At 68.8% G+C, this 20118-nt stretch carries 19 protein-coding genes; 9 read left to right on the forward strand and 10 right to left on the reverse strand.

Going from position 1 to position 20118, the window contains the following annotated elements:
• Window positions 1–7: 7 nt before the first annotated feature.
• Complete coding sequence (locus WS61_RS20745; RefSeq protein ID WP_059502978.1) at window positions 8–715, forward strand: DUF3142 domain-containing protein; 708 nt, start codon at window positions 8–10, stop codon at window positions 713–715.
• Between the two features lie 227 nt (window positions 716–942).
• Here WS61_RS20745 and WS61_RS20750 read toward each other — a convergent pair whose 3' ends face one another.
• Both WS61_RS20750 and WS61_RS20755 read right to left on the reverse strand, forming a co-directional pair.
• Entirely contained in the window at window positions 943–1779 is an 837-nt protein-coding gene (locus WS61_RS20750; RefSeq protein WP_059502980.1) for an alpha/beta fold hydrolase, read from the reverse strand.
• A gap of 137 nt (window positions 1780–1916) precedes the next feature.
• On the reverse strand, window positions 1917–2750 hold the full coding sequence (locus WS61_RS20755; RefSeq protein WP_059502982.1) for an oxidoreductase: 834 nt from the start codon (window positions 2748–2750) through the stop codon (window positions 1917–1919).
• A 94-nt stretch (window positions 2751–2844) separates the two neighbouring features.
• Between WS61_RS20755 and WS61_RS20760 the strand changes: the two genes are divergently transcribed.
• Window positions 2845–3816: an AraC family transcriptional regulator gene (locus tag WS61_RS20760; RefSeq protein ID WP_059502984.1), complete on the forward strand. Its 972-nt coding sequence runs from the start codon at window positions 2845–2847 to the stop codon at window positions 3814–3816.
• Window positions 3817–3847: 31 nt separating this feature from the next.
• Here WS61_RS20760 and WS61_RS20765 read toward each other — a convergent pair whose 3' ends face one another.
• Window positions 3848–4498 (reverse strand): CoA pyrophosphatase, encoded by a 651-nt coding sequence (locus WS61_RS20765; protein WP_257127310.1) that lies wholly within the window; start codon window positions 4496–4498, stop codon window positions 3848–3850.
• A gap of 261 nt (window positions 4499–4759) precedes the next feature.
• Here WS61_RS20765 and WS61_RS20770 point away from each other — a divergent pair, with 261 nt between their 5' ends.
• Entirely contained in the window at window positions 4760–5620 is an 861-nt protein-coding gene (locus WS61_RS20770; protein WP_059503045.1) for a PhzF family phenazine biosynthesis protein, read from the forward strand.
• A 27-nt stretch (window positions 5621–5647) separates the two neighbouring features.
• Here WS61_RS20770 and WS61_RS20775 read toward each other — a convergent pair whose 3' ends face one another.
• A complete protein-coding gene (locus WS61_RS20775) occupies window positions 5648–6811 on the reverse strand; it encodes an aldose epimerase family protein (RefSeq protein WP_059503047.1) in 1164 nt (387 codons plus the stop codon).
• A 106-nt stretch (window positions 6812–6917) separates the two neighbouring features.
• Between WS61_RS20775 and WS61_RS20780 the strand changes: the two genes are divergently transcribed.
• Both WS61_RS20780 and WS61_RS20785 read left to right on the forward strand, forming a co-directional pair.
• Entirely contained in the window at window positions 6918–7589 is a 672-nt protein-coding gene (locus tag WS61_RS20780) for a hypothetical protein (RefSeq protein ID WP_059502988.1), read from the forward strand.
• A gap of 91 nt (window positions 7590–7680) precedes the next feature.
• Window positions 7681–8589: a LysR family transcriptional regulator gene (locus WS61_RS20785; protein WP_059502990.1), complete on the forward strand. Its 909-nt coding sequence runs from the start codon at window positions 7681–7683 to the stop codon at window positions 8587–8589.
• A 64-nt stretch (window positions 8590–8653) separates the two neighbouring features.
• On the opposite strand, the gene WS61_RS20790 is transcribed toward WS61_RS20785, so the two are convergent.
• The 3 genes from WS61_RS20790 to WS61_RS20800 all read right to left on the reverse strand — a co-directional run bounded on the left by WS61_RS20790 (window position 8654) and on the right by WS61_RS20800 (window position 12702).
• Window positions 8654–10141, reverse strand: coding sequence for a mechanosensitive ion channel family protein (locus tag WS61_RS20790; protein ID WP_059502993.1), 1488 nt, complete (start codon window positions 10139–10141; stop codon window positions 8654–8656).
• Window positions 10142–10252: 111 nt separating this feature from the next.
• Window positions 10253–10678 (reverse strand): DoxX family protein, encoded by a 426-nt coding sequence (locus WS61_RS20795; RefSeq protein WP_059503048.1) that lies wholly within the window; start codon window positions 10676–10678, stop codon window positions 10253–10255.
• A 230-nt stretch (window positions 10679–10908) separates the two neighbouring features.
• The gene (locus tag WS61_RS20800; protein WP_059502995.1) at window positions 10909–12702 is read right to left on the reverse strand and encodes a winged helix-turn-helix domain-containing protein; all 1794 of its coding nucleotides are present in this window, start codon (window positions 12700–12702) and stop codon (window positions 10909–10911) included.
• An 11-nt stretch (window positions 12703–12713) separates the two neighbouring features.
• Here WS61_RS20800 and WS61_RS34955 point away from each other — a divergent pair, with 11 nt between their 5' ends.
• Window positions 12714–13193 carry a hypothetical protein gene (locus WS61_RS34955; RefSeq protein ID WP_157692761.1) on the forward strand — a complete coding sequence of 160 codons (480 nt, stop codon included), beginning with the start codon at window positions 12714–12716 and terminating at the stop codon, window positions 13191–13193.
• Here the strand turns inward: WS61_RS34955 and WS61_RS20805 are convergent.
• Both WS61_RS20805 and WS61_RS20810 read right to left on the reverse strand, forming a co-directional pair.
• The gene (locus WS61_RS20805) at window positions 13136–13957 is read right to left on the reverse strand and encodes an alpha/beta fold hydrolase (protein WP_059502997.1); all 822 of its coding nucleotides are present in this window, start codon (window positions 13955–13957) and stop codon (window positions 13136–13138) included. The two genes, WS61_RS34955 and WS61_RS20805, sit on opposite strands and share 58 nt — an antisense overlap.
• 64 nt (window positions 13958–14021) lie before the next feature.
• Window positions 14022–14453, reverse strand: coding sequence for a DUF3331 domain-containing protein (locus tag WS61_RS20810; RefSeq protein ID WP_059502998.1), 432 nt, complete (start codon window positions 14451–14453; stop codon window positions 14022–14024).
• Window positions 14454–14821: 368 nt separating this feature from the next.
• Here WS61_RS20810 and WS61_RS20815 point away from each other — a divergent pair, with 368 nt between their 5' ends.
• Window positions 14822–15802 (forward strand): alpha/beta fold hydrolase, encoded by a 981-nt coding sequence (locus tag WS61_RS20815; protein WP_034209344.1) that lies wholly within the window; start codon window positions 14822–14824, stop codon window positions 15800–15802.
• Between the two features lie 90 nt (window positions 15803–15892).
• On the opposite strand, the gene WS61_RS20820 is transcribed toward WS61_RS20815, so the two are convergent.
• Window positions 15893–17473, reverse strand: coding sequence for an MFS transporter (locus WS61_RS20820; protein WP_059503050.1), 1581 nt, complete (start codon window positions 17471–17473; stop codon window positions 15893–15895).
• A gap of 83 nt (window positions 17474–17556) precedes the next feature.
• On the opposite strand from WS61_RS20820, the gene WS61_RS20825 reads away from it, so the two are divergent.
• Window positions 17557–18585, forward strand: a complete 1029-nt coding sequence (locus WS61_RS20825) for an HlyD family secretion protein (RefSeq protein WP_059503052.1) — start codon at window positions 17557–17559, stop codon at window positions 18583–18585.
• Complete coding sequence (locus WS61_RS20830) at window positions 18582–20039, forward strand: efflux transporter outer membrane subunit (protein WP_059503000.1); 1458 nt, start codon at window positions 18582–18584, stop codon at window positions 20037–20039. Before WS61_RS20825 ends, WS61_RS20830 begins: the two co-directional genes overlap by 4 nt.
• Window positions 20040–20118 lie beyond the last annotated feature (79 nt).

The raw sequence follows: 20118 nt of genomic DNA on the forward strand, positions 1-20118 counted from the left end.
GCGCCACATGAAACGCATCGCGTGCATCGCGCTGCTGCTGGCCGCGCGCGGCGCGCTGGCCGGCACCGTCGACGCCGCACGGTACGACGCGTTCTGGCTGTGGGCGGGCGTGAAGCCGCAGGCGGTCGTGCGCGGCGCGCGCGCCGTCTACGTGCTGCAAGGTCAGATCGAGGCGTCGCCGCGGGACGAGTCGCAGGTGCGCGTGATCGCGCAGGGCGTCGCGCTGCCGCCCGCGCCCGACGCGCGCGTGTGGCTCGTCTATCGCGCGCATACGCTGCGCTGGACGCCGCGCGTCACGCAGATCATGCTCGCGCAGCTCGCACGCTGGCGTGCGTCGGGCCGCACGATCGCCGGCATCCAGATCGACTTCGATGCCGGTACGCGCCACCTGCAGGATTACCTCGCGTTCCTGCGCACGCTGCGCGAGACCTTGCCCGCCGATTGCCGGCTGAGCATCACGGGGCTGCTCGACTGGAGCAGCCGCATCGATACCGACCAGGTCAACCAGCTCAAGGGGATCGTCGACGAAGTGGTCGTGCAGACCTACCAGGGCCGCAGCACGATTCCCGACTATGCGGCCTATCTGCCGCGCGTCGCGCGGCTGCAACTGCCGTTTCGCATCGGCGTGATCCAGGGCGGCGAGTGGGACGCGCCGCCGTATCTCGCGTCGAATCCGTGGTTCCGCGGCTACGTCGTGTTCCTGCGCAATGGCTAGCGGGCGCCAGCGCGGCGCAAACGAAGCGTCACGCCGATCGACGATGCGCTACGCGGCGCTCGCGATCGTGCTGCCGAGCAGCCGGCTGCCGCGCCTCGCGCATCCGGGCGTGCGCTTCGTCGATTTGGGGTGAAGCACCCGGCGGGCGATCCGCCCTTTCCCACGCGGCCGGATCGCCTCCCTTCGATCGCGGCGCCGCCCGCCGCAGCGGGCTGGCGCCGACACCGTCATGCCCGCACGAACGCGAGCAGGTCGGCGTTGAGCACGTCCGCGTTGACCGTCAGCATCCCGTGCGAATAGCCCGGATAGGTCTTCAGCGTGCCGTTCTTCAGCAGCTTGACCGACTTCAGCGCGGAGTCCGCGATCGGCACGATCTGGTCGTCTTCGCCATGCAGCACGAGCGTCGGGACGGAGATCGACTTCAGGTCGTCGGTCTGGTCCGTTTCCGAAAACGCCTTGATGCCGTCGTAATGCGCCTTCGCGCTGCCTGCCATCCCCTGCCGCCACCAGTTGCGGATCACGCCCTGGTGCACGGTCGCGCCCTCGCGGTTGAACCCGTAGAACGGGCCGCTCGGCACGTCGAGGAAGAACTGCGCGCGATTGTCGGCGAGCGCTTTGCGGAAGCCGTCGAACACGTCGAGCGGCAAGCCCTCGGGGTTCGAGTCGGTCTTGAGCATCAGCGGCGGCACCGCGCTGACCAGCACCGCCTTCGCGACGCGGCCGGCCGGCTCGCCGTGCTTCGCGACGTAGCGCGCCACTTCCCCGCCGCCCGTCGAGTGCCCGATATGCACCGCATTGCGCAGGTCGAGCGCTTCGACCACCGCGAACGCATCCGCCGCGTAATGATCCATGTCGTGACCATCCCAGACCTGCGCCGAGCGGCCATGGCCGCGCCGGTCGTGCGCGATCACGCGATAGCCGTTCTGGACGAAGAACAGCAGCTGCGCATCCCAGTCGTCGCTGGACAGCGGCCAGCCGTGGTGGAACATGACGGGCTGTGCATCTTTCGGACCCCAATCCTTGTAGAAAATATCGACGTTGTCCTTCGTGGTGACGTATGGCATCGCGATGCTCCGGTGAGGTGGATGAACGTGGCGAGCGGGCCGGTTGCCATTATCGGCCATTATTGTGAAACCTCGACGCCATCGCGCGCAGCGACGGCCGATCATCCACCGGCAGGAAATGAACGATGCCGCGCGCGTCAGCCGTCCGTCGACACCGTCACGGCTTCCCACGCGCGGATTTCGTCGTCCAGCGCCGACAGTTTGCTCCGCACGAGCCGCAGCGCATCGCTGCCGAGCAGCAGATGCGCGGGCGGACGGTCCGCCGCGATCACGGCGAGCATCGCCCGCGCGGCCTTCGCGGGGTCGCCCGGCTGCTTGCCGCTTTTCTCCTCGCGCGCGCGGCGGATCGGATCGAACAGCGCATCGTAGTCGGCAATCGAGCGCGGCGTGCGCACCATCGAGCGGCCGGCCCAGTCGGTGCGGAACGAACCCGGCGCCACGGCCGTCACCGCGATGCCGAACGGCTCGAGCTCCTTGCCGAGGGTTTCGGAAATGCCTTCCAGCGCGAACTTGCTGCCGCAGTAGTACGCGATGCCCGGCATCGTGATGTGCCCGCCCATCGACGTGATGTTCAGGATGCGGCCGCGCCGGCGCTCGCGCATGAACGGCACGACGGCCTTCATCATCGCGACCGCGCCGAACACGTTCACGTCGAACTGCCGGCGCATCTCGTCGAGCGGCGCCTCCTCCATGATCCCTTCGTGCCCGTAACCCGCGTTGTTCACCAGCGCGTCGATGGGCCCGACGTTCGCCTCGATGTCCGCGACGACGCCGTCGATGCGGTCGAAGTCGGTCACATCGAGCACGCGCGCGACGGCCGCCTGCGCGGACAGCGCCTCGAAATCGCGCGCCGCCTGCGCGCTGCGCACCGTACCGACCACCGTGTGGCCGGCGGCCAGCGCCTCCCGCGCGAGCGCGCGACCGAAACCGCTGCTGACGCCGGTAATGAGCATGATGTTGCCGGATGCCATGTGAGCTTCTCCCGAATGTCGATCGAAGCATGCATACTAGTCTGACGCACTGCGCCGAATAAGCCCGATTCCGCTGATTTTCTTGCATAAAAATATGAGCACCTCGCCCATCTCCGCCCGATCTCCGGCGCTGTCCCCGCGCGACCGGAAGCGCCTGGTGACGCTGCTGCACGCGCTCGCGCCCGACGAAGGCTACAACCTGACGGCGCTGCCGAGCGTGCGCATCCTGCGCTCGAACCGCGCGCTGTCGCGCACGCCGGTGCTGTACGACCCGGGCATCGTGATCGTGTGCCAGGGATCGAAGCGCGGCTACTTCGGCGGCGAGCGCTATCTGTACGACGAGCACCATTACCTGGCCGTCTCCGTACCCGTCCCGTTCAGCATGGAAACCGACGCCACGCCCGCGCGCCCGCTGCTCGCGCTGTACCTGCACCTCGATTTCACGCTGGCGGCCGAACTCGCCGCGCAGATCGATCGCGCCGGCCTCGCACAACCCGTGCAGGCGCCGAAGAGCATGATGTCGACGCCGATGGATGAAGCGATGCACGCGTCGGTGCTGCGTTTCGTCGAGGCGATGCAGCGGCCGCTCGACGCCGCGGTGCTCGGCCCGGCGCTGCTTCGCGAGCTGTATTTCCGCGTGCTGACCGGCGCGCAGGGCGATGCGATGCGCAGCGCACTGGCGATGCGCGGGCAGTTCGGCCGGATCGGGCGCGCATTGCGCGTAATCCACACCGACTACGCGCGGCCGCTCGACGTGTCGCAACTGGCCGACGCGGCCGGCATGAGCGTGCCGAGCTTTCACAGCCATTTCAAGGCGATCACGCAGGTGTCGCCGATGCAGTACCTGAAGTCGACGCGCCTGCATCAGGCGCGATTATTGATGGTGCGCCAGGACCTGACGGCGGAGGCGGCCGGCTACGCGGTCGGCTACACGAGCCCGTCGCAGTTCAGCCGCGAATTCAAGCGCCTGTTCGGCTTGACGCCGGCGAAGGAGACGCAGCGCATGCGCGCGAGCTTCGCGATTCCCGAAGCGTTCGACGATGCGGTGTTCGTGTCGTCGCATTGAGCGGCGCCGAAGGTGGCCGCGACACGCGCGTTCATCGCTCGGCGTCGAGCGCCAGGCCGGCCAGCGACTTCAGGATGAATGCAGTCACGCCCCAGATGTCCTGCGGCTGGTCCGCCCAGTACCACCCGCCGGCCCGTTCGCCGTCCGCGTATCGCCGCGGCAGATCCGGATTCAGCAGCGCGGAGAACGGGAATTCGAAAATCTCCTCGACTTCGGCCGGCGCGGCTGCCCACGCGGCGGCTTCCGGCACGATGCCGACCACCGGAAAGATCGCGTGATTCCGCTTGCGGGTCTTGTGAATCGGCAGGCTGCCGATCACGCGCACCGCAGCGGGATCGAGGCCGATTTCCTCGAATGCCTCGCGCAGGGCGGTCGCGCCGATGCTCGCGTCGGATTCGGCTGGACGTCCGCCCGGAAAACTCACGTGCGACGAGTATTCGCTGAGCCCCGACGCGCGTTTGGTGAGCAGGATCGCCGGCTCGCACCGCGCGACGATCGCGATCAGGACAGCGGAGAATTTCCACTTGCCGTCGTTGTCCGCGAGGTACAGCCGCGCCGTGGGCCAGTCCGTGTCGGCGGGAATCTGGAGGCTTTCCACACCGCGTACGATCGTGTCCAGCGCGGCCTGTGGTAAATCGGTATGCGCGTCGCCAGGATTCAGGACGCCTTCATCGGATGTCATGTCTTCCTCCTGCATGCCTGCAAACCGGGTTCGCATGCGATTGCCCGTCGCCCCCGCTCGAACGCGATCGCCCGTTCAGGCGCAAAAATAGCCGCCATCGGTGACGAAAACCCGCTGCTGCGGCCGGCTGGCCGTCAACGAACCGGCGCACCACGATCATGCATGAAAACAACGCCACGTGTGCCGTACCCTTCGTCGAGTCCTGCAGGCACAATGGCGGGCGACATGCCCTTCACGGCTGCGATTCATACGAGCTGTCTCATGACCCAATACACCTTTCGCCTGTTGAACGTCTTTGCCGAATCGACGTTCGGCGGCAACCCGCTTTGCGTGTTCGACGATGCACGCGGCATGGACGACGCCACCATGCAGGCGCTGGCCGTGCAGTTCAACCTGTCGGAGACGACCTTCGTGCTGCCGTCCGATCGCGCGCATGCACGCGTGCGCATCTTCACGCCCGGCTACGAGATGGCTTTTGCAGGCCATCCAACGCTCGGCACCGCGCACGTCGTGCGCGAGCGCATGAACGCCGGCGACGCGCTCTCGCTCGAATTCAAGGCCGGCGTCGTCGACGTCACCGCGCGCGACGATGTGTGGACCTTCATCGCACCGCACACCGGCAGACCGAACACGGCGCCGTGCACGTTGCCCGATGCGCAGGCCGCGGCCCTGCTCGGGCTCGCGGAGGACGATCTGCTCGCGCCGCCGCTGTGGGTCGACACCGGTGCCGACCAGTTGCTGGTCGCGCTCAAGGACCCCGCCGCCGTGCGGCGCGCGCGCCCCGACGGCGCGCGCGTCGACATCTGGCCTCGAAGCAGTCTCGGCCGCCGGACCGCATACGTATTCGCGTTCGACGACGCGCGCCCGGGGACGGTCGTGTCCCGCTACTTCTTCGTGAAGCAAGGCGGCGGCGTGACGGAAGACCCGGGTACCGGTTCAGCCTGTGCGAACCTGGGCGGCTGGCTGCTTGCCGCCAGGCACGATATGCCGGCCGCGTTTCGGGTCGAGCAAGGCGAAGCCGTCGGCCGGCCTTGCCTGCTGCACTTGTCGGTCGATGCAGCGGGCGAAATCGGCGTCGGCGGCCGCGTGATCGAAATCGGGCGCGGCGTAATCAACGTGTGATCGACGTGCGCTCGCCGATGCTGCCGCTCATCGCGCACCCACCCGCCACACCGTCACTTCGTGCAGCGTCTCGCCCGGCTTGAGCACCGTCGACGGGAAGGCCGGACGATTCGGCGAATCGGGAAAATGCTCGGCTTCCAGCGCGAACGCATCGGTCTGCCGGTAGACCGTTCCGCCCTTGCCCGCGACGCTGCCGTTCAACCCGTTGGCCGTGTAGAACTGCAGCCCCGGCTGCGTCGTGTACAACTCGAGAAAACGCCCCGACGCCGGGTCGTAAGCGCGCGCGGCAAACGCCGGCGCCGACTGGCCACCCTGGTCCAGCACCCAGTTCTGGTCGTAGCCATGCGCGAGCGCGAGCTGCGGATACGCATCGCGCAGATGCGCGCCGATCGGCGTCAACTGGCGCAGATCCATCGGCGTGCCCGCGACACTCGCCAGTTGCCCGGTCGGAATCGACGTGTCGTCGGTCGGCGTGAAGCGCGATGCGGCGATCTCGATCAATTGCCGCTCGACGCTGCCGCCGGCCTGCCCCGCCAGATTGAAGTAGCTGTGGTTCGTCAGGTTGACGACCGTGTCCCGGTCGGTCGTTGCGCGGTAGTCGATGCGCACCTGATCGTCGCGGGTCAGCGTGTAGGTCACGTCCGTCGTCAACGTGCCGGGGAAGCCGTTCTCGCCGTCGGGGCTCACGTAGCGCAGCGTGACGCTCGCACCGGTCGCGTCGCTGTGCGTGCCGGCGACCGTCCATACCTTCGCGTCGAAACTGTCGGGGCCGCCGTGCAGCGTGTTCGGCCCGTCGTTGACCGGCAGCTTCCAGGTTTTGCCGTCGAGCGTAAAACGCCCGCCCGCGATGCGATTCGCATACCGGCCGATCAGCGCGCCGAAATGGATGTTGCCGTTGTGCGCTTCGTAATCGTGCAGCGAATCGAAGCCGAGCACGATGTCGGCCACGCGGCCGGTGCGGTCCGGCACCTCGAGTGCGGTCACGATGCCGCCGTACGTGATGATTTTCAGCGTCACGCCGTGCCGGTTCGCGAGCGTGTACTGGCTCACCGGCTGCCCGGACGCGGTCGTCCCGTAATTCGCATGGCCGATCGAGACGTCGGGCGCCGCCGATGCGACGGCTGCATGCAGCCCGACTGTTGCGAGCACACCTATCGCGAGCATCGATCGTCGCGGCCAGATTCGTTTCATGGAAGCCTCCGAAGGGGTGCGGTCCGTGCCCGCGCGCAAGTTGCGTGCCTGCACGCCGCCGCGTTTGCTATGCTGCGCGCATCGTCCGCCCGAGCCGAGCGCCGCCATGAATGCCATCGCCCCCGATATCGAGCGCACGCTGCGCGCCGCCTGCGACGCCTGCTTCGGCACTGCGACCGTGTGGCCGCTCGTCGCACGCGCCTATGGCCAGCCGCAGCGCTTCTATCACACGCTCGCGCATCTGGCGGAACTGTTCGCGCACCTCGCGCCGTATCGCGCGCAACCCCTATGGCCGGCCATCGAGCTTGCGGTCTGGGCCCACGATGTCGTCTACGCGACGACGCTGCCGGACTACGCGAACAACGAAGCGCGCAGCGCGCAATGGCTCGCGCAGGTCACCAACACGCACTGTACCGCGTCGTGGTTGCATGCGCACGCATCGCACGTGTCCGTTGCATCCGATCTCGTCCTCGCGACGCAGTCGCACCGGCTGCCTGAAACGTTCGCCGCCGATCCGGCATTGCAGCGCGCGGGGCGGATTTTTCTCGACGCCGATCTCGCGATCCTCGCGGCCGCGCCCGAGCGGCTTCGCGAGTACGACCGCGCGATTGCACGCGAGTGGGCGCAGGATCCCGATGCGCCGTCGGCAAGCTTCCGAGCCGGTCGCAGGCAGGCGCTCGAACATCTGCAGGCCCCGCTGTTTCGATCGGCGGAATTCGCGCCGCTCGAGCAGCGCGCGCAACGCAATCTCGACACGCTGATCGACTTCTACGCTTGAACGCCGTCCACATCGCGACGGACTTGCACGCTGGAGCCCGCGCCGTACCGGCACTGGTATGATGCCCCAGCCACCTCTACCGGAATTCGCGATGAAGCTGTCATTCGAAGCGCTCGAAGCCCTGGACGCGATCGACCGCACCGGAACCTTTGCCGAAGCAGCGGAACTGCTGCATCGCGTCCCCTCGGCGCTGACCTACCTGGTGCAGAAACTCGAAAGCGATCTCGGCGTGGCGCTGTTCGACCGCAGCGGACGGCGCGCGAAGCTCACGCATGCAGGGCGCATCGTCGTCGAGGAAGGCCGGCGCCTGCTGCGCGCGGCCGAGCAACTCGAAATGAAGGCGCTGCGGGCACAACAGGGCTGGGAAACGGAAGTCCGCGTCTGCATCGACGAAATCCTGCCGTTCGACGCGCTGTGGCCGTACGTGCACCGGTTCTACGCGCTCGGGATGGATACACGGCTGCGGCTGTCCACCGAAGTGCTCGGCGGCGCGTGGGATGCGCTGATTTCGCGTCGGGCGGATCTCGTCGTCGGCGCGGCGGGCGAACCGCCGGAATTGCCGGGCATCGTCGCGCGGCCGATCGGTTCGCTCAAACACGTGTTCGCGGTCGCGCCGTCCCATCCGCTCGCGTCGCTGCCCGAACCGCTGGCGATGACGTCGGTCGTCCAGTATCGCGGCGCGGTGATCAGCGATACGTCGCGCGAATTGCAGCCGCAGTCGGTCGCGATCGATGCGGGCCAGCCGACCCTCGCGGTCCCGACGCTGGCCGCGAAACTGGAAGCGCAATGCGAAGGGCTCGCGGTCGGCACGCTGCCGGAATGCATCGCGGCGCGCGCGATCGCCGACGGCAAGCTCGTCGCGCGCCAGGTGACGGGCATGCGCGACACCACGCACTGCTATCTCGCGTGGCGCGGCGACGAAGCGGGCCGCGCGCTGCACTGGTGGGTCGAGCAGCTCGACCGGCCCGATCTCGTCGAGCGCTTCACGACGCCGGACTGACGCGCCCGTTCACGGGCCGCCGGGCCGCCGGGCCGCCGGCGGTCGCTCGCGATCCGGCCCGGCGTCAGCCGAGCGAGTCGTGCAGCCGCTTCATTTCCTTCTCGAGCCAGCCGATCAGGCTGAACCCCGCGTGCGCCTTCTCGACCGGCGGAATCATCATCCGTTCCTCGGTCGCGATATGGTCGGTGAGCGACTCGCACATCAGCCTGCCGAGCGCCGGCTTCCTGCCGATCAGCGCCGACAGATCCTCGCTGCGAAGCTGATGCACGGTCATGGCCGTCATCGCGCGGACGGTCGCGTGAAGCCGCGTGCCGGCGAGCACGACCGACTGCCCGATCGCATCGCCCGGCGCCATCCGCCGGACTTCGACGTCGCCCGACGCGCCCGGCACGAACACCGCCGCGACGCCCGATTCGACGATGGTCAGCACGCGCGACTCCGAATCCGACGCATAGATCACGTCGCCCTTGCCGAACGAACGCGCGACAAGCGCATCGGCCAGCACGGCCAGATCGTCGTCGTCGACGCACGCGAACAATTCGACCGCACGCAACAGCAACAGCCGACGCGATACCGGATGCCCTGGCGATGTCGATGACGATGCCGACACCGCCGCACCGCCCGCGAGCGGCCGCCACGCGACGCCTGCCGCGGCCAGATGCCGATGCGCGAGATCGTAGAGCGCGTTGCGCACGGCCGTCTTCTTCTGCAGCGCGTCGACGTAACAGACGAGTTCGTACTGGATCGCGTTCGCGCGGAAAGCCTTCACGACGGCGATCGGCGCAGGGCGTGCGAGCACGTCGAGCGAACTCGCCGCGGCCCGCTCCAGTGCGCCGACGGCAACGGCCGGCCGCACCGCGGGATCGAGGTCGAGCGCGAGCGTGACGCCGTGCAGGCCGGCCGGCTCGCTGAGGTTCACGATGGTGGCGCGCGCCGCGGTGCTGTTCGGCACGACGACCAGGTTGCCGAGACTGTCGATCAGCTTCGTCGCGCGCCAGTTGCTCTCGACGATCCGCCCTTCGAGCTCGCCGATCGAGACCGTATCGTCGAGCCGGAACGGTTGCGTGGTATTCAGCACGAGCCCGGAGAACACGTCGTTCAGCGTGTTCTGGAGCGCAAGCCCGAGGATCACCGCGACGGCGCCGGACGTCGCGACGAGGCCGCTCAACGGCAGGCCGAGCACGTAGCCCAGCGCGGCCACCGCGGCCGCGCCGAACACGATGCCTTCCGCGATGTCGTGAAAGAGCCGCTGGCTGCGCCACGCACGCGGCAGCAGCAGATGATTGATCAGCAGGCTGAACACGATCGCGCACTGGAGCCACCATGCGATGCAGATGGCCTGCACCACGATCCGGTCGAGCCCGCCGAGCGACGCAGGAACGGCGAGCGGGCTGACGCCGGTCGCGAACAGCACGGCGCTCAGCGCTGCGAACGCCGCACAGCGACGGATGGCGCGAGCCACGGGGCGATCGTGCCCGAGCAGCCGCCACGCGGCGAGGTCGGCCAGCACGATCGGCGCGCCGTAGAGCGCCGTATCGGAGAAATTCAACATAGCGGAACGCAAGCGCGGCGCGCGAAAGAGTGGTGACGGCGGCACGCAGGCCGCCGCGCGGACGGCATCGTCGGGCACATCGCGTGCGGGCCGCCGATGCGCCGGCTGCGATCAGCCGCGCCGCTGCACGACGCCTCGCAGCGGCAGCCGCAACACATAGCGGCCGGCGCCCGCGATCGCGATCGTGCCGAACAGGATCAGCAGCATCCACGCGAATTGCGCATCGCGCAGCGGCCAGTCCGGGTGGACGAACACCAGCGCGACGAGCGTGACGATCATCACCGGCAGCGCCGCCAGCCTCGCGTACAGACCGACGATCATGAAGATCGGGCACACGACCTCCGCGAAGATCGCGAACAGGATCGACAGCGTGCGGCCAAGATGGAACGGGTCTTCGATCGCCGCGGCTTCGGCCGTGTAGTGGACGACCTTCGGCAAGCCGTGCACCACGAGCAGCAGCACGCTGGCAGCGACGCGCAGGAACAGCAGGCCGAGGTCGGTCGCGTGACGGGAAAGGTCGGATTGGTCAGGTTTCATGCGGCGGTTCGTCGGTTGAGCGGGAGGCGCGGCGACGCGCACGCCGGGCATTGCGCCGCGCCGGCGTTCAGTGAGGTCGCGCGAGGTCGACGGGCGCTCGGCGCCGGCGCGCACGCGTGCCGACGAGGTGCCGGCGCCCTCCGTTCAGGCAATCTACGCGTGCCGCCTGCCGCTGTCCTGTAACCGGGCTGAATCGTTCTGAAACGTGACCGACGCGCACGAACCCGGCGTCACGACTCGCGCGACGGCAGCTCGGACTCGGCCGCGTCGAGTCCGAGTGCGTGCACTTCCGACCACGCATCGTGCGCGACCTCGGTCGACCCTGCCGTATGCGCGAGCGCAGCCGCATACGCGGCCAGCAATCGCACGCGCGCATCGCCGGACATCGCGTTCGCGCCCGCGTCGCGCATCGCATCGAGCGCGACGCGCGCCCGTTCGCGACATTCGTCGACGAGCGACAGATCGAACAGGCAAGGCACCGCGACGGCCGCGAGCGCGATGCCGAGCGCCGCGTCGCCCTGCGCCGAAAACGCCCAGTCGAGCGCGGCGCGCAGATTGCCGAGCTCGCGCCGGACCACATCGAGCCTGGCCGTGCCGCCCGGCTCGTCGCCGCCGTGGGTCGCACGCCGGAACAACGCGAGGAAGTAGGTCGCATGCGCGCGCGCGGCAGCCGGCCCCTCGCCGTGACTGTCGAGCTGCTGTTGCGCATAGGCCCGCGTGGTCGTCAACAGCCGGTAGCGCGGCGCGCCGTGCGCGGTCTCGAGGATCAGCAGCGACTTCGACACGAGGCCGGCGATCGTATCGAGCAGGTCGGCGCCGGCCGGCCCGTTGGCGCCGACGACCTCGCGCACGGCCTCGATCGAGAAGCCGTCGCGAAACACGCCGAGCCATCGCAGCAGCAGGCGCTCGGCATCGCCGAGCAACCGATAGCTCCAGTCGTACATCGCCTGCAGCGTTTGATGGCGCGGCAACGCCGTGCGAAAACCGCCGGTCAGCAGCCGAAAGTGATCGTCGAGATGGGCAGCCAGCACGTCGATGCCGAGCACGGCGGCACGGGCCGCGGCCAGCTCGATCGCGAGCGGCAGGCCGTCAAGGCGACGGCAGACCGATGCCATCAACGACAGGCTGCGCGCATCGAGCGGAAACCGCGGATCGGCCGCCCGTGCACGCGCTGCGAACAATTGCACCGCGCTCGCGCGCATCGCCTCGCGATCGTCGGCGCCTTCGTCGAGTACGTCGAGCGGTGGCACCGGGCACACGCGCTCGCCGTGGATGCGCAGCGATTCCCGGCTCGTCGCGAGCACGCACAGCCCGTCGTCCGCGTCGGTGAGCGCGCTCGCGATCTGCGCGGCGGCGTCGAGCAGGTGCTCGCAATTGTCGAGCACGAGCAGCATCCGGCGACGCGCGACGCTGGCAAGCACTGCCTCGAGCGTCAGCGACCCGGTCGGCTGCGTGATGCCGAACGCGCCGGCGAGCGCGTCCGGCACGAAGCGCGGACACGTGACGGTGGCGAGCGAAACGAATACGGTGCCTTCCGGAAAGTGCTCGGCGGCGCGCGCCGCCGCTTCGATCGCGACCCGTGTCTTGCCGATGCCGCCCGCGCCGACCAGCGTCACGACGCGCGCGCCCTGCAGGGCGGCCAGCACGTCGGCGACCGTCTGTTCGCGGCCGAACAACGCGCTCGGCGCCGCGGACGGCCGCCACGTCGAGGCCCGCACGGGCGCGTCGCCGTCGTCCTGCCCGACGACCAGCCGATAGCCGCGGCCGGGCACCGTCACGATCAGGTTCCGGTCGCCGGCCAGCGCCTTGCGCAGCGAAGCGATGTGCACCTGCAGGTTGTTTTCCTCCACCACGGTGTGCGGCCATACGCGCTGCATGATGTCGTCTTTCGATACCAGCGCACCGTTCGCCCGAATCAACAGCTCGAGAATTTCGAATGCGCGGCTGCCGATGCGCAGCAGCTTGCCGTTCGAACGAATTTCACGTCTGTCGAGAAAAACGTGAAGTGTTCCAATCCGGATCATGGGAATTTCTTGTGAGTGACATTCAACGACGCTCGACTGAAATCGCGCGCCGGTTCGGCATCAATGCTACGGTATTTGCATGGTCGAATGATTCAAATTATCAGAATGAACGACTCGAATTTTTTGAAATGACGAAAAACCCCGCCGCGAGGCGCGGCGCAGCCTTTCGCATGCACCGAAATACGGCGGGGCCGCGCACGTTTCATGTGCAAATCGTGCATGCGTCCATGAATACGATTCCGATATATCAGGCGAATCGTTTTTCGGTCGGAGCAATACGGCGCATTTTCGTTTTGATTCGACCGGCCGGTTTATTTTCGGCCCCGCTATTGCGGCGGCCGAATATCCGTCGGCTTATTTGCCTGCCTCTGCGGCGCGATTCGACGCGCGGAACGGGCGCACGCCCGTTCCGCCGCCGGCATGCATCGCGCGATCAGGCCTGTGCGAACGCCAGCAGCTCGTCGTTCAGCCTGGCCGCGTGCGTCAGGTAGAGCGCGTGCGGGCCGCCTTCGTAGACGCTCAGCGTCGCATGCGGGACGCGTTTCGCCGTGGCGGCGCCCGTCAGCGCGAGCGGCGCCGTCTGGTCGTCGTCGCCATGAATCACGAGCGTCGGCACGTCGAACCGTAGCAGGTCGGCACGGAAATCGGTCTCGGAAAACGCGCGGACGCAATCGAGCGTGCCCTTCATCCCGCCCTGCAGCGCCATGAACGACGTCCAGTCGAGCGCCGCGCGCGAAACCGTCGAGCCGTCGCGGTTCGATCCGGTAAACAGCGGCCAGAAGGCGTCGAAAAACGCCGCGCGATCGGCCACGATGCCGGCGCGAATGCCGTCGAATACCGCGACGTCCACGCCGTCGGGATGATCGTCGCGCCGCACCACGAGCGGCGTCACCGAGCCGATCAGCACCGCCTTCGCGATGCGGCGCGTACCGTGCCGGCCGATGTAGCGCGCCACCTCGCCGCCGCCCATCGAAAAGCCGACGAGCGTCACGTCGTGCAGGTCGAGCGTCTCGAGCAGCGTCGCGAGATCGTCGGCCAGCGTGTCGTAGTCGTATCCGCTCCAGGGTTGACCGGATCGCCCGAAGCCACGCCGGTCGTACGCGATGCAGCGCAGGCCGTGCGACGCGAGATGATGCATCTGCACGTCCCACATGTCGGCATTCAGCGGCCAGCCGTGAATGAACACCACCGGGCGGCCGCTGCCCCAGTCCTTGTAGTGAATCGATACGCCGTCGCGGGTGGTGAACGTGCTCATGAGGGTTCCTTTGGAGTAGGGAAGCCGCGTACACGGACGCGGCCGAAGCGTGCGGCGCCGCACGTCATGCGCGGGACTGCCGGGCGACGAATTGCTCGAGCGCCGCCGCGAGAATCATTTCGCGGCAGTTCGCGGGGCGTTTCTCGCCGCGCCACTGCGGTTTGTAGATCGCGTCGCCGGCCCGGATCGGCTGCCCGGTGAGCGCGCAACGGCCGAGCCCGCGGCCGCGCGCCTTCGCGCTGATCCAGCGTTGTTCGTCGTAGCGGCAGCGCGTCGGGTCGCTCCACGACACCAGCATCGACGAATCGGTCTGCCGCTCGACCGCGACGATCGCGCAGCGGCGACGCACGTCGCCGCTCGAGGGCGTCGGCGCGTCGTCCCGATGCGGGCGACGCGAGCCGTCGGCCCCCCGCTCGCGCGGCATCATCCGGAGGCTCGCGGCGGGCGACGGCCTGAGCGACGTGATCATGTGCTCCCAACGATTGAAGGCGTCCATGGCGGCATATCCAGGCAGGTGACGGGCGGCGCGGGCCGGGCGGCGCCGTTCGCATGGTGCGCAACGTGTGCCGATGACCCGATGCTGACGATAGTCGCCGTTCGCTGAAGAGTCCCGGTCGCGCGCTTAATTTTTCTGCAGCGCGACAAAATCCGCTCGCGGCGCCGCGGCGTTCAAGAAAATTCAGCCGGATTTCAGTACGGCGCGCCCCGCGCCGCGATACGCTCCCGACGGCATTCGTTCGTCCGCGCGCGCCCCTCGCCGCGCGGCGTCGCATGCCGAACGGCTGCCGGGCGGGATGGCCGCGGCCGGCCGCTACCGATCCATCATCCCGTGCGGCATCGCCGCCGCATACCTCAGGAGTCCAGATGCATTCCGAACAGACCGATGCCGTCGCTTCGGCCCGCCGCCGCGACATGCTGCTCGCCGGCGCGACGGCCGTCGCCGCAGCCGCGCTGCCCGCGATGGCGGCCGCGGCCGGCACGCCTTCCCGCAGCACCTCTTCAGCCCACCCAGGAGCGCACACGATGAACACGATCACCACCAAGGACGGCACGCAGATCTACTTCAAGGACTGGGGCAGCGGCCGGCCGGTCGTGTTCTCGCACGGCTGGCCGCTGTGCGCGGACGCCTGGGATGCGCAGATGCTGTTCCTCGTGCAGCACGGCTATCGCGTGATCGCGCACGACCGCCGCGGCCACGGCCGTTCGAGCCAGCCGTCGCACGGCAACGACATGAACACGTACGCGGACGATCTCGCCGCGCTGCTCGACGCGCTCGACGTGCGCGACGCCACCCTCGTCGGCCACTCCACCGGCGGCGGCGAAGTCGCGCGCTACATCGGCCGCCATGGCACGAAGCGCGTGTCGAAGGCGGTGCTGATCGGCGCGGTGCCGCCGCAGATGGTGAAGTCGCCGACCAATCCGGGCGGCTTGCCGATGGACGTATTCGACGGCATCCGCAAGAACGTCGCGGAGAACCGTTCGCAGTTCTACAAGGATCTCGCCGTGCCGTTCTTCGGCTTCAATCGCCCGAACGCGAAGCCGTCGCAGGGCACGATCGACGCCTTCTGGTCGCAGGGGATGATGGGCGGCATTCACGGTCAATACCTGTGCGTGAAGGAATTTTCCGAAGTCGACTACACCGACGACCTGAAGAAAATCGACGTGCCGACGCTCGTGCTGCACGGCGACGACGACCAGATCGTGCCGATCGACGATTCGGCCCGGCTGTCGTCGAAGATCGTGAAGCACGCGGTGCTGAAGGTGATCGAGGGTGGCTCGCACGGAATGTGCGTCGTGAACGCCGATCGCATCAACGCCGAACTGCTCGCGTTCCTGCAGGCGTAAGCGTGCCGTCTGCCGCGGCGGCGCACATGTCGTCGCGGCAGATGCGTCGTTCAGGACTTTTCAGATTATTTCAGCCGCGCGATACGGCGCTTACGGCGCCCGCACCGGGCGCAGCAGGATGCCGAGCAGCGCGCCGGCGAGCGCGAACGCCATCGCCACGCGGTAGTTGTCGGCCAGCGCGAGCGTGGTCGCCTGCACGCGCACCGCGCGATCGACGAGCGCATAGGCCGCCTGGTTGCCCGTCGCGAACGTGGCGCCGTGCGCGACCAGCGACGCCCCGCTGCCCCGCAGCCGCTCGAGCGTCTCGGGATCCGACAGCGACACATGCAGACCGACGAGATTCGAATGGGTAGCTTCCCTGATGCGCTGAATCACCGCGATCGACGTCGTGCCGAGCTGTCCGCTCAGCAGGCGCGTCGTCTGCACGACCGCGCCGAACGTCAACGCATGCTCGGCCGACACGTGCTTGCCGAAGAAGAATATGACCGACGTGAGCGCCATCGTCTGACCGAGCGCCTGCAGCAACTGCGACGGAATGAAGTCGGGCTCGGCCCAGACCGGCGTGAGCCGCGCCCCGAGCGCGAACGCGATCGCCACCATCGCGAAGCCGGCGACGATCAGCCGGCGCGGGTCGACACGCTGCAGCAACAGCGCGACGCATGGCGCGAACAGCAGTTGCGGCATTGCGATCCAGCGCAGCGTATCGCCGATCTGCAACGGCCGAAGGCCGTACGTGCTGGCGAGAAACAGCGACGGGATGAAGCTCGTGTTGAGCACGGTGAAGCGCACGAGGCCGACGAGCACGATCAGCAGCGCGACGTTGGGCCGCACGAGGTAGCCGAGATCGAGGCCCGCGCGCGGCGACGCGAGTTCGTGGATCAGGAACGCGGCGATCATCAGGATGCCGGCGGCCAGCAACGCGACGATCAGCGGCGATTGCAGCCAGAACAGCCGCTCGCCCTGGTCGAACGCGATGCACAGGCACGCGAACCCGCTCGCGCCGAGCAGCATCCCACGCGCGTCGATGCCGGACGCGAAGCGCTTGATCGGCTCGTCGGCGAGCGACAGCATCAGGCACGCGATGAACGGCACGGTCAGCACCGCGTTCTGCCAGAACAGCCAGCGCCAGCTCAGGTGTTCGCTGTACCAGCCTTCGAGCGTGGCCGACAGGTTCAGCGACATCTCCAGATTCATCGCATACGCGGCGATGCCGAACGGAATCAGCCGCGGGGGCAGCGTGCGCACGACGAAGCCGACCGTCAACGGCACGAACACGCCGGAGGCGAGCCCCGCGATCGCCTGGCACACGATGAACGCGCCGAATTGCGTGCAGAGCGGCAGCACGCTTTCCGCGCCGAGAAACACCACGGCGCCCGCCACCAGCACGCGGCGCGTGCCGAACATGAAGGCCGCCGCGATCGCGAGCGGCCCGACGAACATCTGCGACGCGGTAAACGCGGTGTTGATCCACGCGCCCTCGTCGACGCCGACGCCGAGCGCGCCGCGCACGTCGGCCAGCCCGAGCGACGTGATGCGCGACGTCAGCGTCGCGACGATCGCGCCGAGCAGCACGGCCGCGATCGCGGCGATCGACCGAAACGTCGGGATGTCGGAGGCCGGGCCTGCGGCCGGCGCCGGCACGGCACTGCCGGTGGCGAACGTCGTGTTCATCGTCGAGCGGCTCCCGCCTGTCAAGCTGGCGCAAGCATAACGCGGTGCGTCGAATCCTGCCCGTACGATGGAGTTTGCCGATCATGACCCCACCTTCCCCCGCGCCGTCGCCCGCCGTGCCCGTGCGTTCCCGCAAGCCGGCCATCGTCGCGATCGCCGCGATCGCGCTGCTGCTCGTCGCGCTGCTCGTGTACGCGTTCGACGCACGCGATCGCGGCACCGACGACGCATACGTGACCGGCCACCTGCACGTGATCTCGCCGCGCGTCGCCGGCACGGTCGAGCGCGTGCTCGTCGACGACAACCAGTTCGTGCACGCGGGCGACGCACTCGTGCAGATCGACCGGCGCGACTTCGACGTGCGCGTCGCGGCGCAGCGCGCACGCGTCGCGCAGGCGCATGCCGACGCGACCCGCGCCCGCGCGCAGATCGAACAGGCGGACGCAGCGCTCGTGTCGGCGCACGCCGATGCCGAAAAGGCCGAACTCGATTACGCGCGTGCACGCGAACTGACCCGCGAGACGCCGCGCGGCCTGTCGAAGCAGGAATTCGATGCGGCCGATGCCGCCCGCAAGTCCGCCCGCGCGCGCGTCGCGGCGGCCGACGCGCAACGGCGCAGCGCGATCGCCGCCGCCCAGGCCGCCGACGCCGCGTCGAGCCAGAACGATGCCGAATTGCACGACGCACTGCTGCAACTCGGCTACACGGCGGTCGTCGCGCCGTCGGACGGCTACGTCGGCAAGAAGACCGTCGAGACCGGCGAACATGTCGCGCCCGGCCAGGCGCTGCTCACGCTGGTCGAGCCGCATCCGTGGATCGTCGCCAATTTCCGCGAGACGCAACTGCGGCACGTGCGCGCCGGCGACGTCGTGCAACTGCGGTTCGATGCGCTGCCGCAGCACGCGTTCACCGGCCGCATCGACAGCCTGTCGCCCGCGACGGGCGCGCAGTTCGCGCTGCTGCCGCCCGACAACGCGACCGGCAATTTCACGAAGGTCACGCAGCGCGTCCCCGTGAAGATCCTGCTCGACGGCCCGGCCGCGACGGAGCCGCGCATCCGGCCCGGGCTGTCGGTCGTCGTCACGCTGCAACCCGGCGGCGCAGCGCGATGAAGCGCGCCTTCGCCGTGCTCGCCGCGAGCCTGCTGGCCGCATGCTCGATCGCGCCGCAGCCGCTCGCGCCCGTCCCGGTCGGATCCGACCGTTTCCGCCATGCCGATCCGTCGACCGATGCGCGTGCGCCGTCGCTCGCGGCATGGCCCGCCTGGTTCGGCGATCCGCAGCTCGGCCGCCTCGTCGACGCCGCGCTCGCGCACAACCTCGATCTACGCGCGGCGGCCGCGCGGGTCGACCAGGCGCAAGCGCTGCTCGGCGTGCGCGATGCCGCGCTGGCGCCGACCGTGCGCGTCGATCCGTCGTTCAGCCGCACGCGCGTCTCCGGCACGGTCGACAACGCGCTGCCGAAGCGCACGATGCACAACTGGTCGGTTCCGGTCGCCGCGCGCTACGAAATCGATCTATGGGGGCGCTTGCGCGGCGACGCCGACGTCGGCGAACAGAACGTGCTGCAGGCGGCGGCCGACCGCGACGCGGTGCGTCTGCGCGTAGCGACCGAAGTGGCCGTCGACTACCTGACGCTGCGCTACGTCGACGACGATCTCGTGACACTCACGCGCGCGATCGGGCTGCGGCGTACCGCGCTCGACGTGATCGCCGCACGCGTGCGGGCCGGCGCGGCGAGCGATCTCGACGGGCTGCGGGCGTCGGCCGATCTCGATACCGCGCATGCCGATCTCGCGGAGAGCCGCCGGCTGCGCGAGAACCTCGTCGACGCGATCGCGGTGCTGACCGGCGTGTCGCCGACCGCGTTCGGCGTCGACACAGGCGTCGTGCCCGTGCAGGTGCCGGATGTGCCGGCAGGGCTGCCGTCCGCACTGCTCGCGCAACGCCCGGACGTATTCGCGGCGGCACGGCGCGCGGATGCCGCATCGCTCGAACTGGGCATCGCACGCACCGCGTGGCTGCCGACGCTGACGCTGACCGCCGACGGCGGTTTCGCCACCCGCGACCTGCGGTCGTTTCTCGACCGCAACAGTTCGCTGTGGGGTCTCGGCACGAACGTCGCGCTGACGCTGTTCGACGGCGGCAAGCGCGATGCCGCGGTGGCCGCCGCACGGGCCGGCACCGAGATCGCCGACGCAAACTATCGCGCGACCGCGATCGGTGCACTGCGCGACGTGCAGGATGCGCTCAACGACATCGCCGCGCAAAAGGAGCGGATCGTTCGCTACGACCACGCGGCGCGCGCGACGGACGCCGCGGCGCGGCTGTCGCTGAGCCGTTACGCGCACGGTTACGTCAGCTACCTGGAAGTGATCGACGCCGATCGCGATGCGCTGAATGCGCGGCGCCAACTGATTCACAGCCGGCAGGCGCTGGCCGTCGCGACGGTGAGCCTCGTGCGTGCGCTGGGCGGCGGGTGGACGCCGCCGGCGCCTTCCGGCCGAACCGGGCCGGTCGAGGGCCGCACACCTTTCAGAACGTTTCAGCGCCGCTTCAGGCAATGATCGCGGCCTCTGCGTAGACTGCGTTCATGAGCTGCCGCGCAGGACGGCGCTTGCGCCCGTTATCGACTGCTGGAGTGAC

This window comes from Burkholderia sp. ABCPW 11 (assembly GCF_001523445.1).
In the GTDB taxonomy this organism is placed as follows: Bacteria; Pseudomonadota; Gammaproteobacteria; order Burkholderiales; family Burkholderiaceae; genus Burkholderia.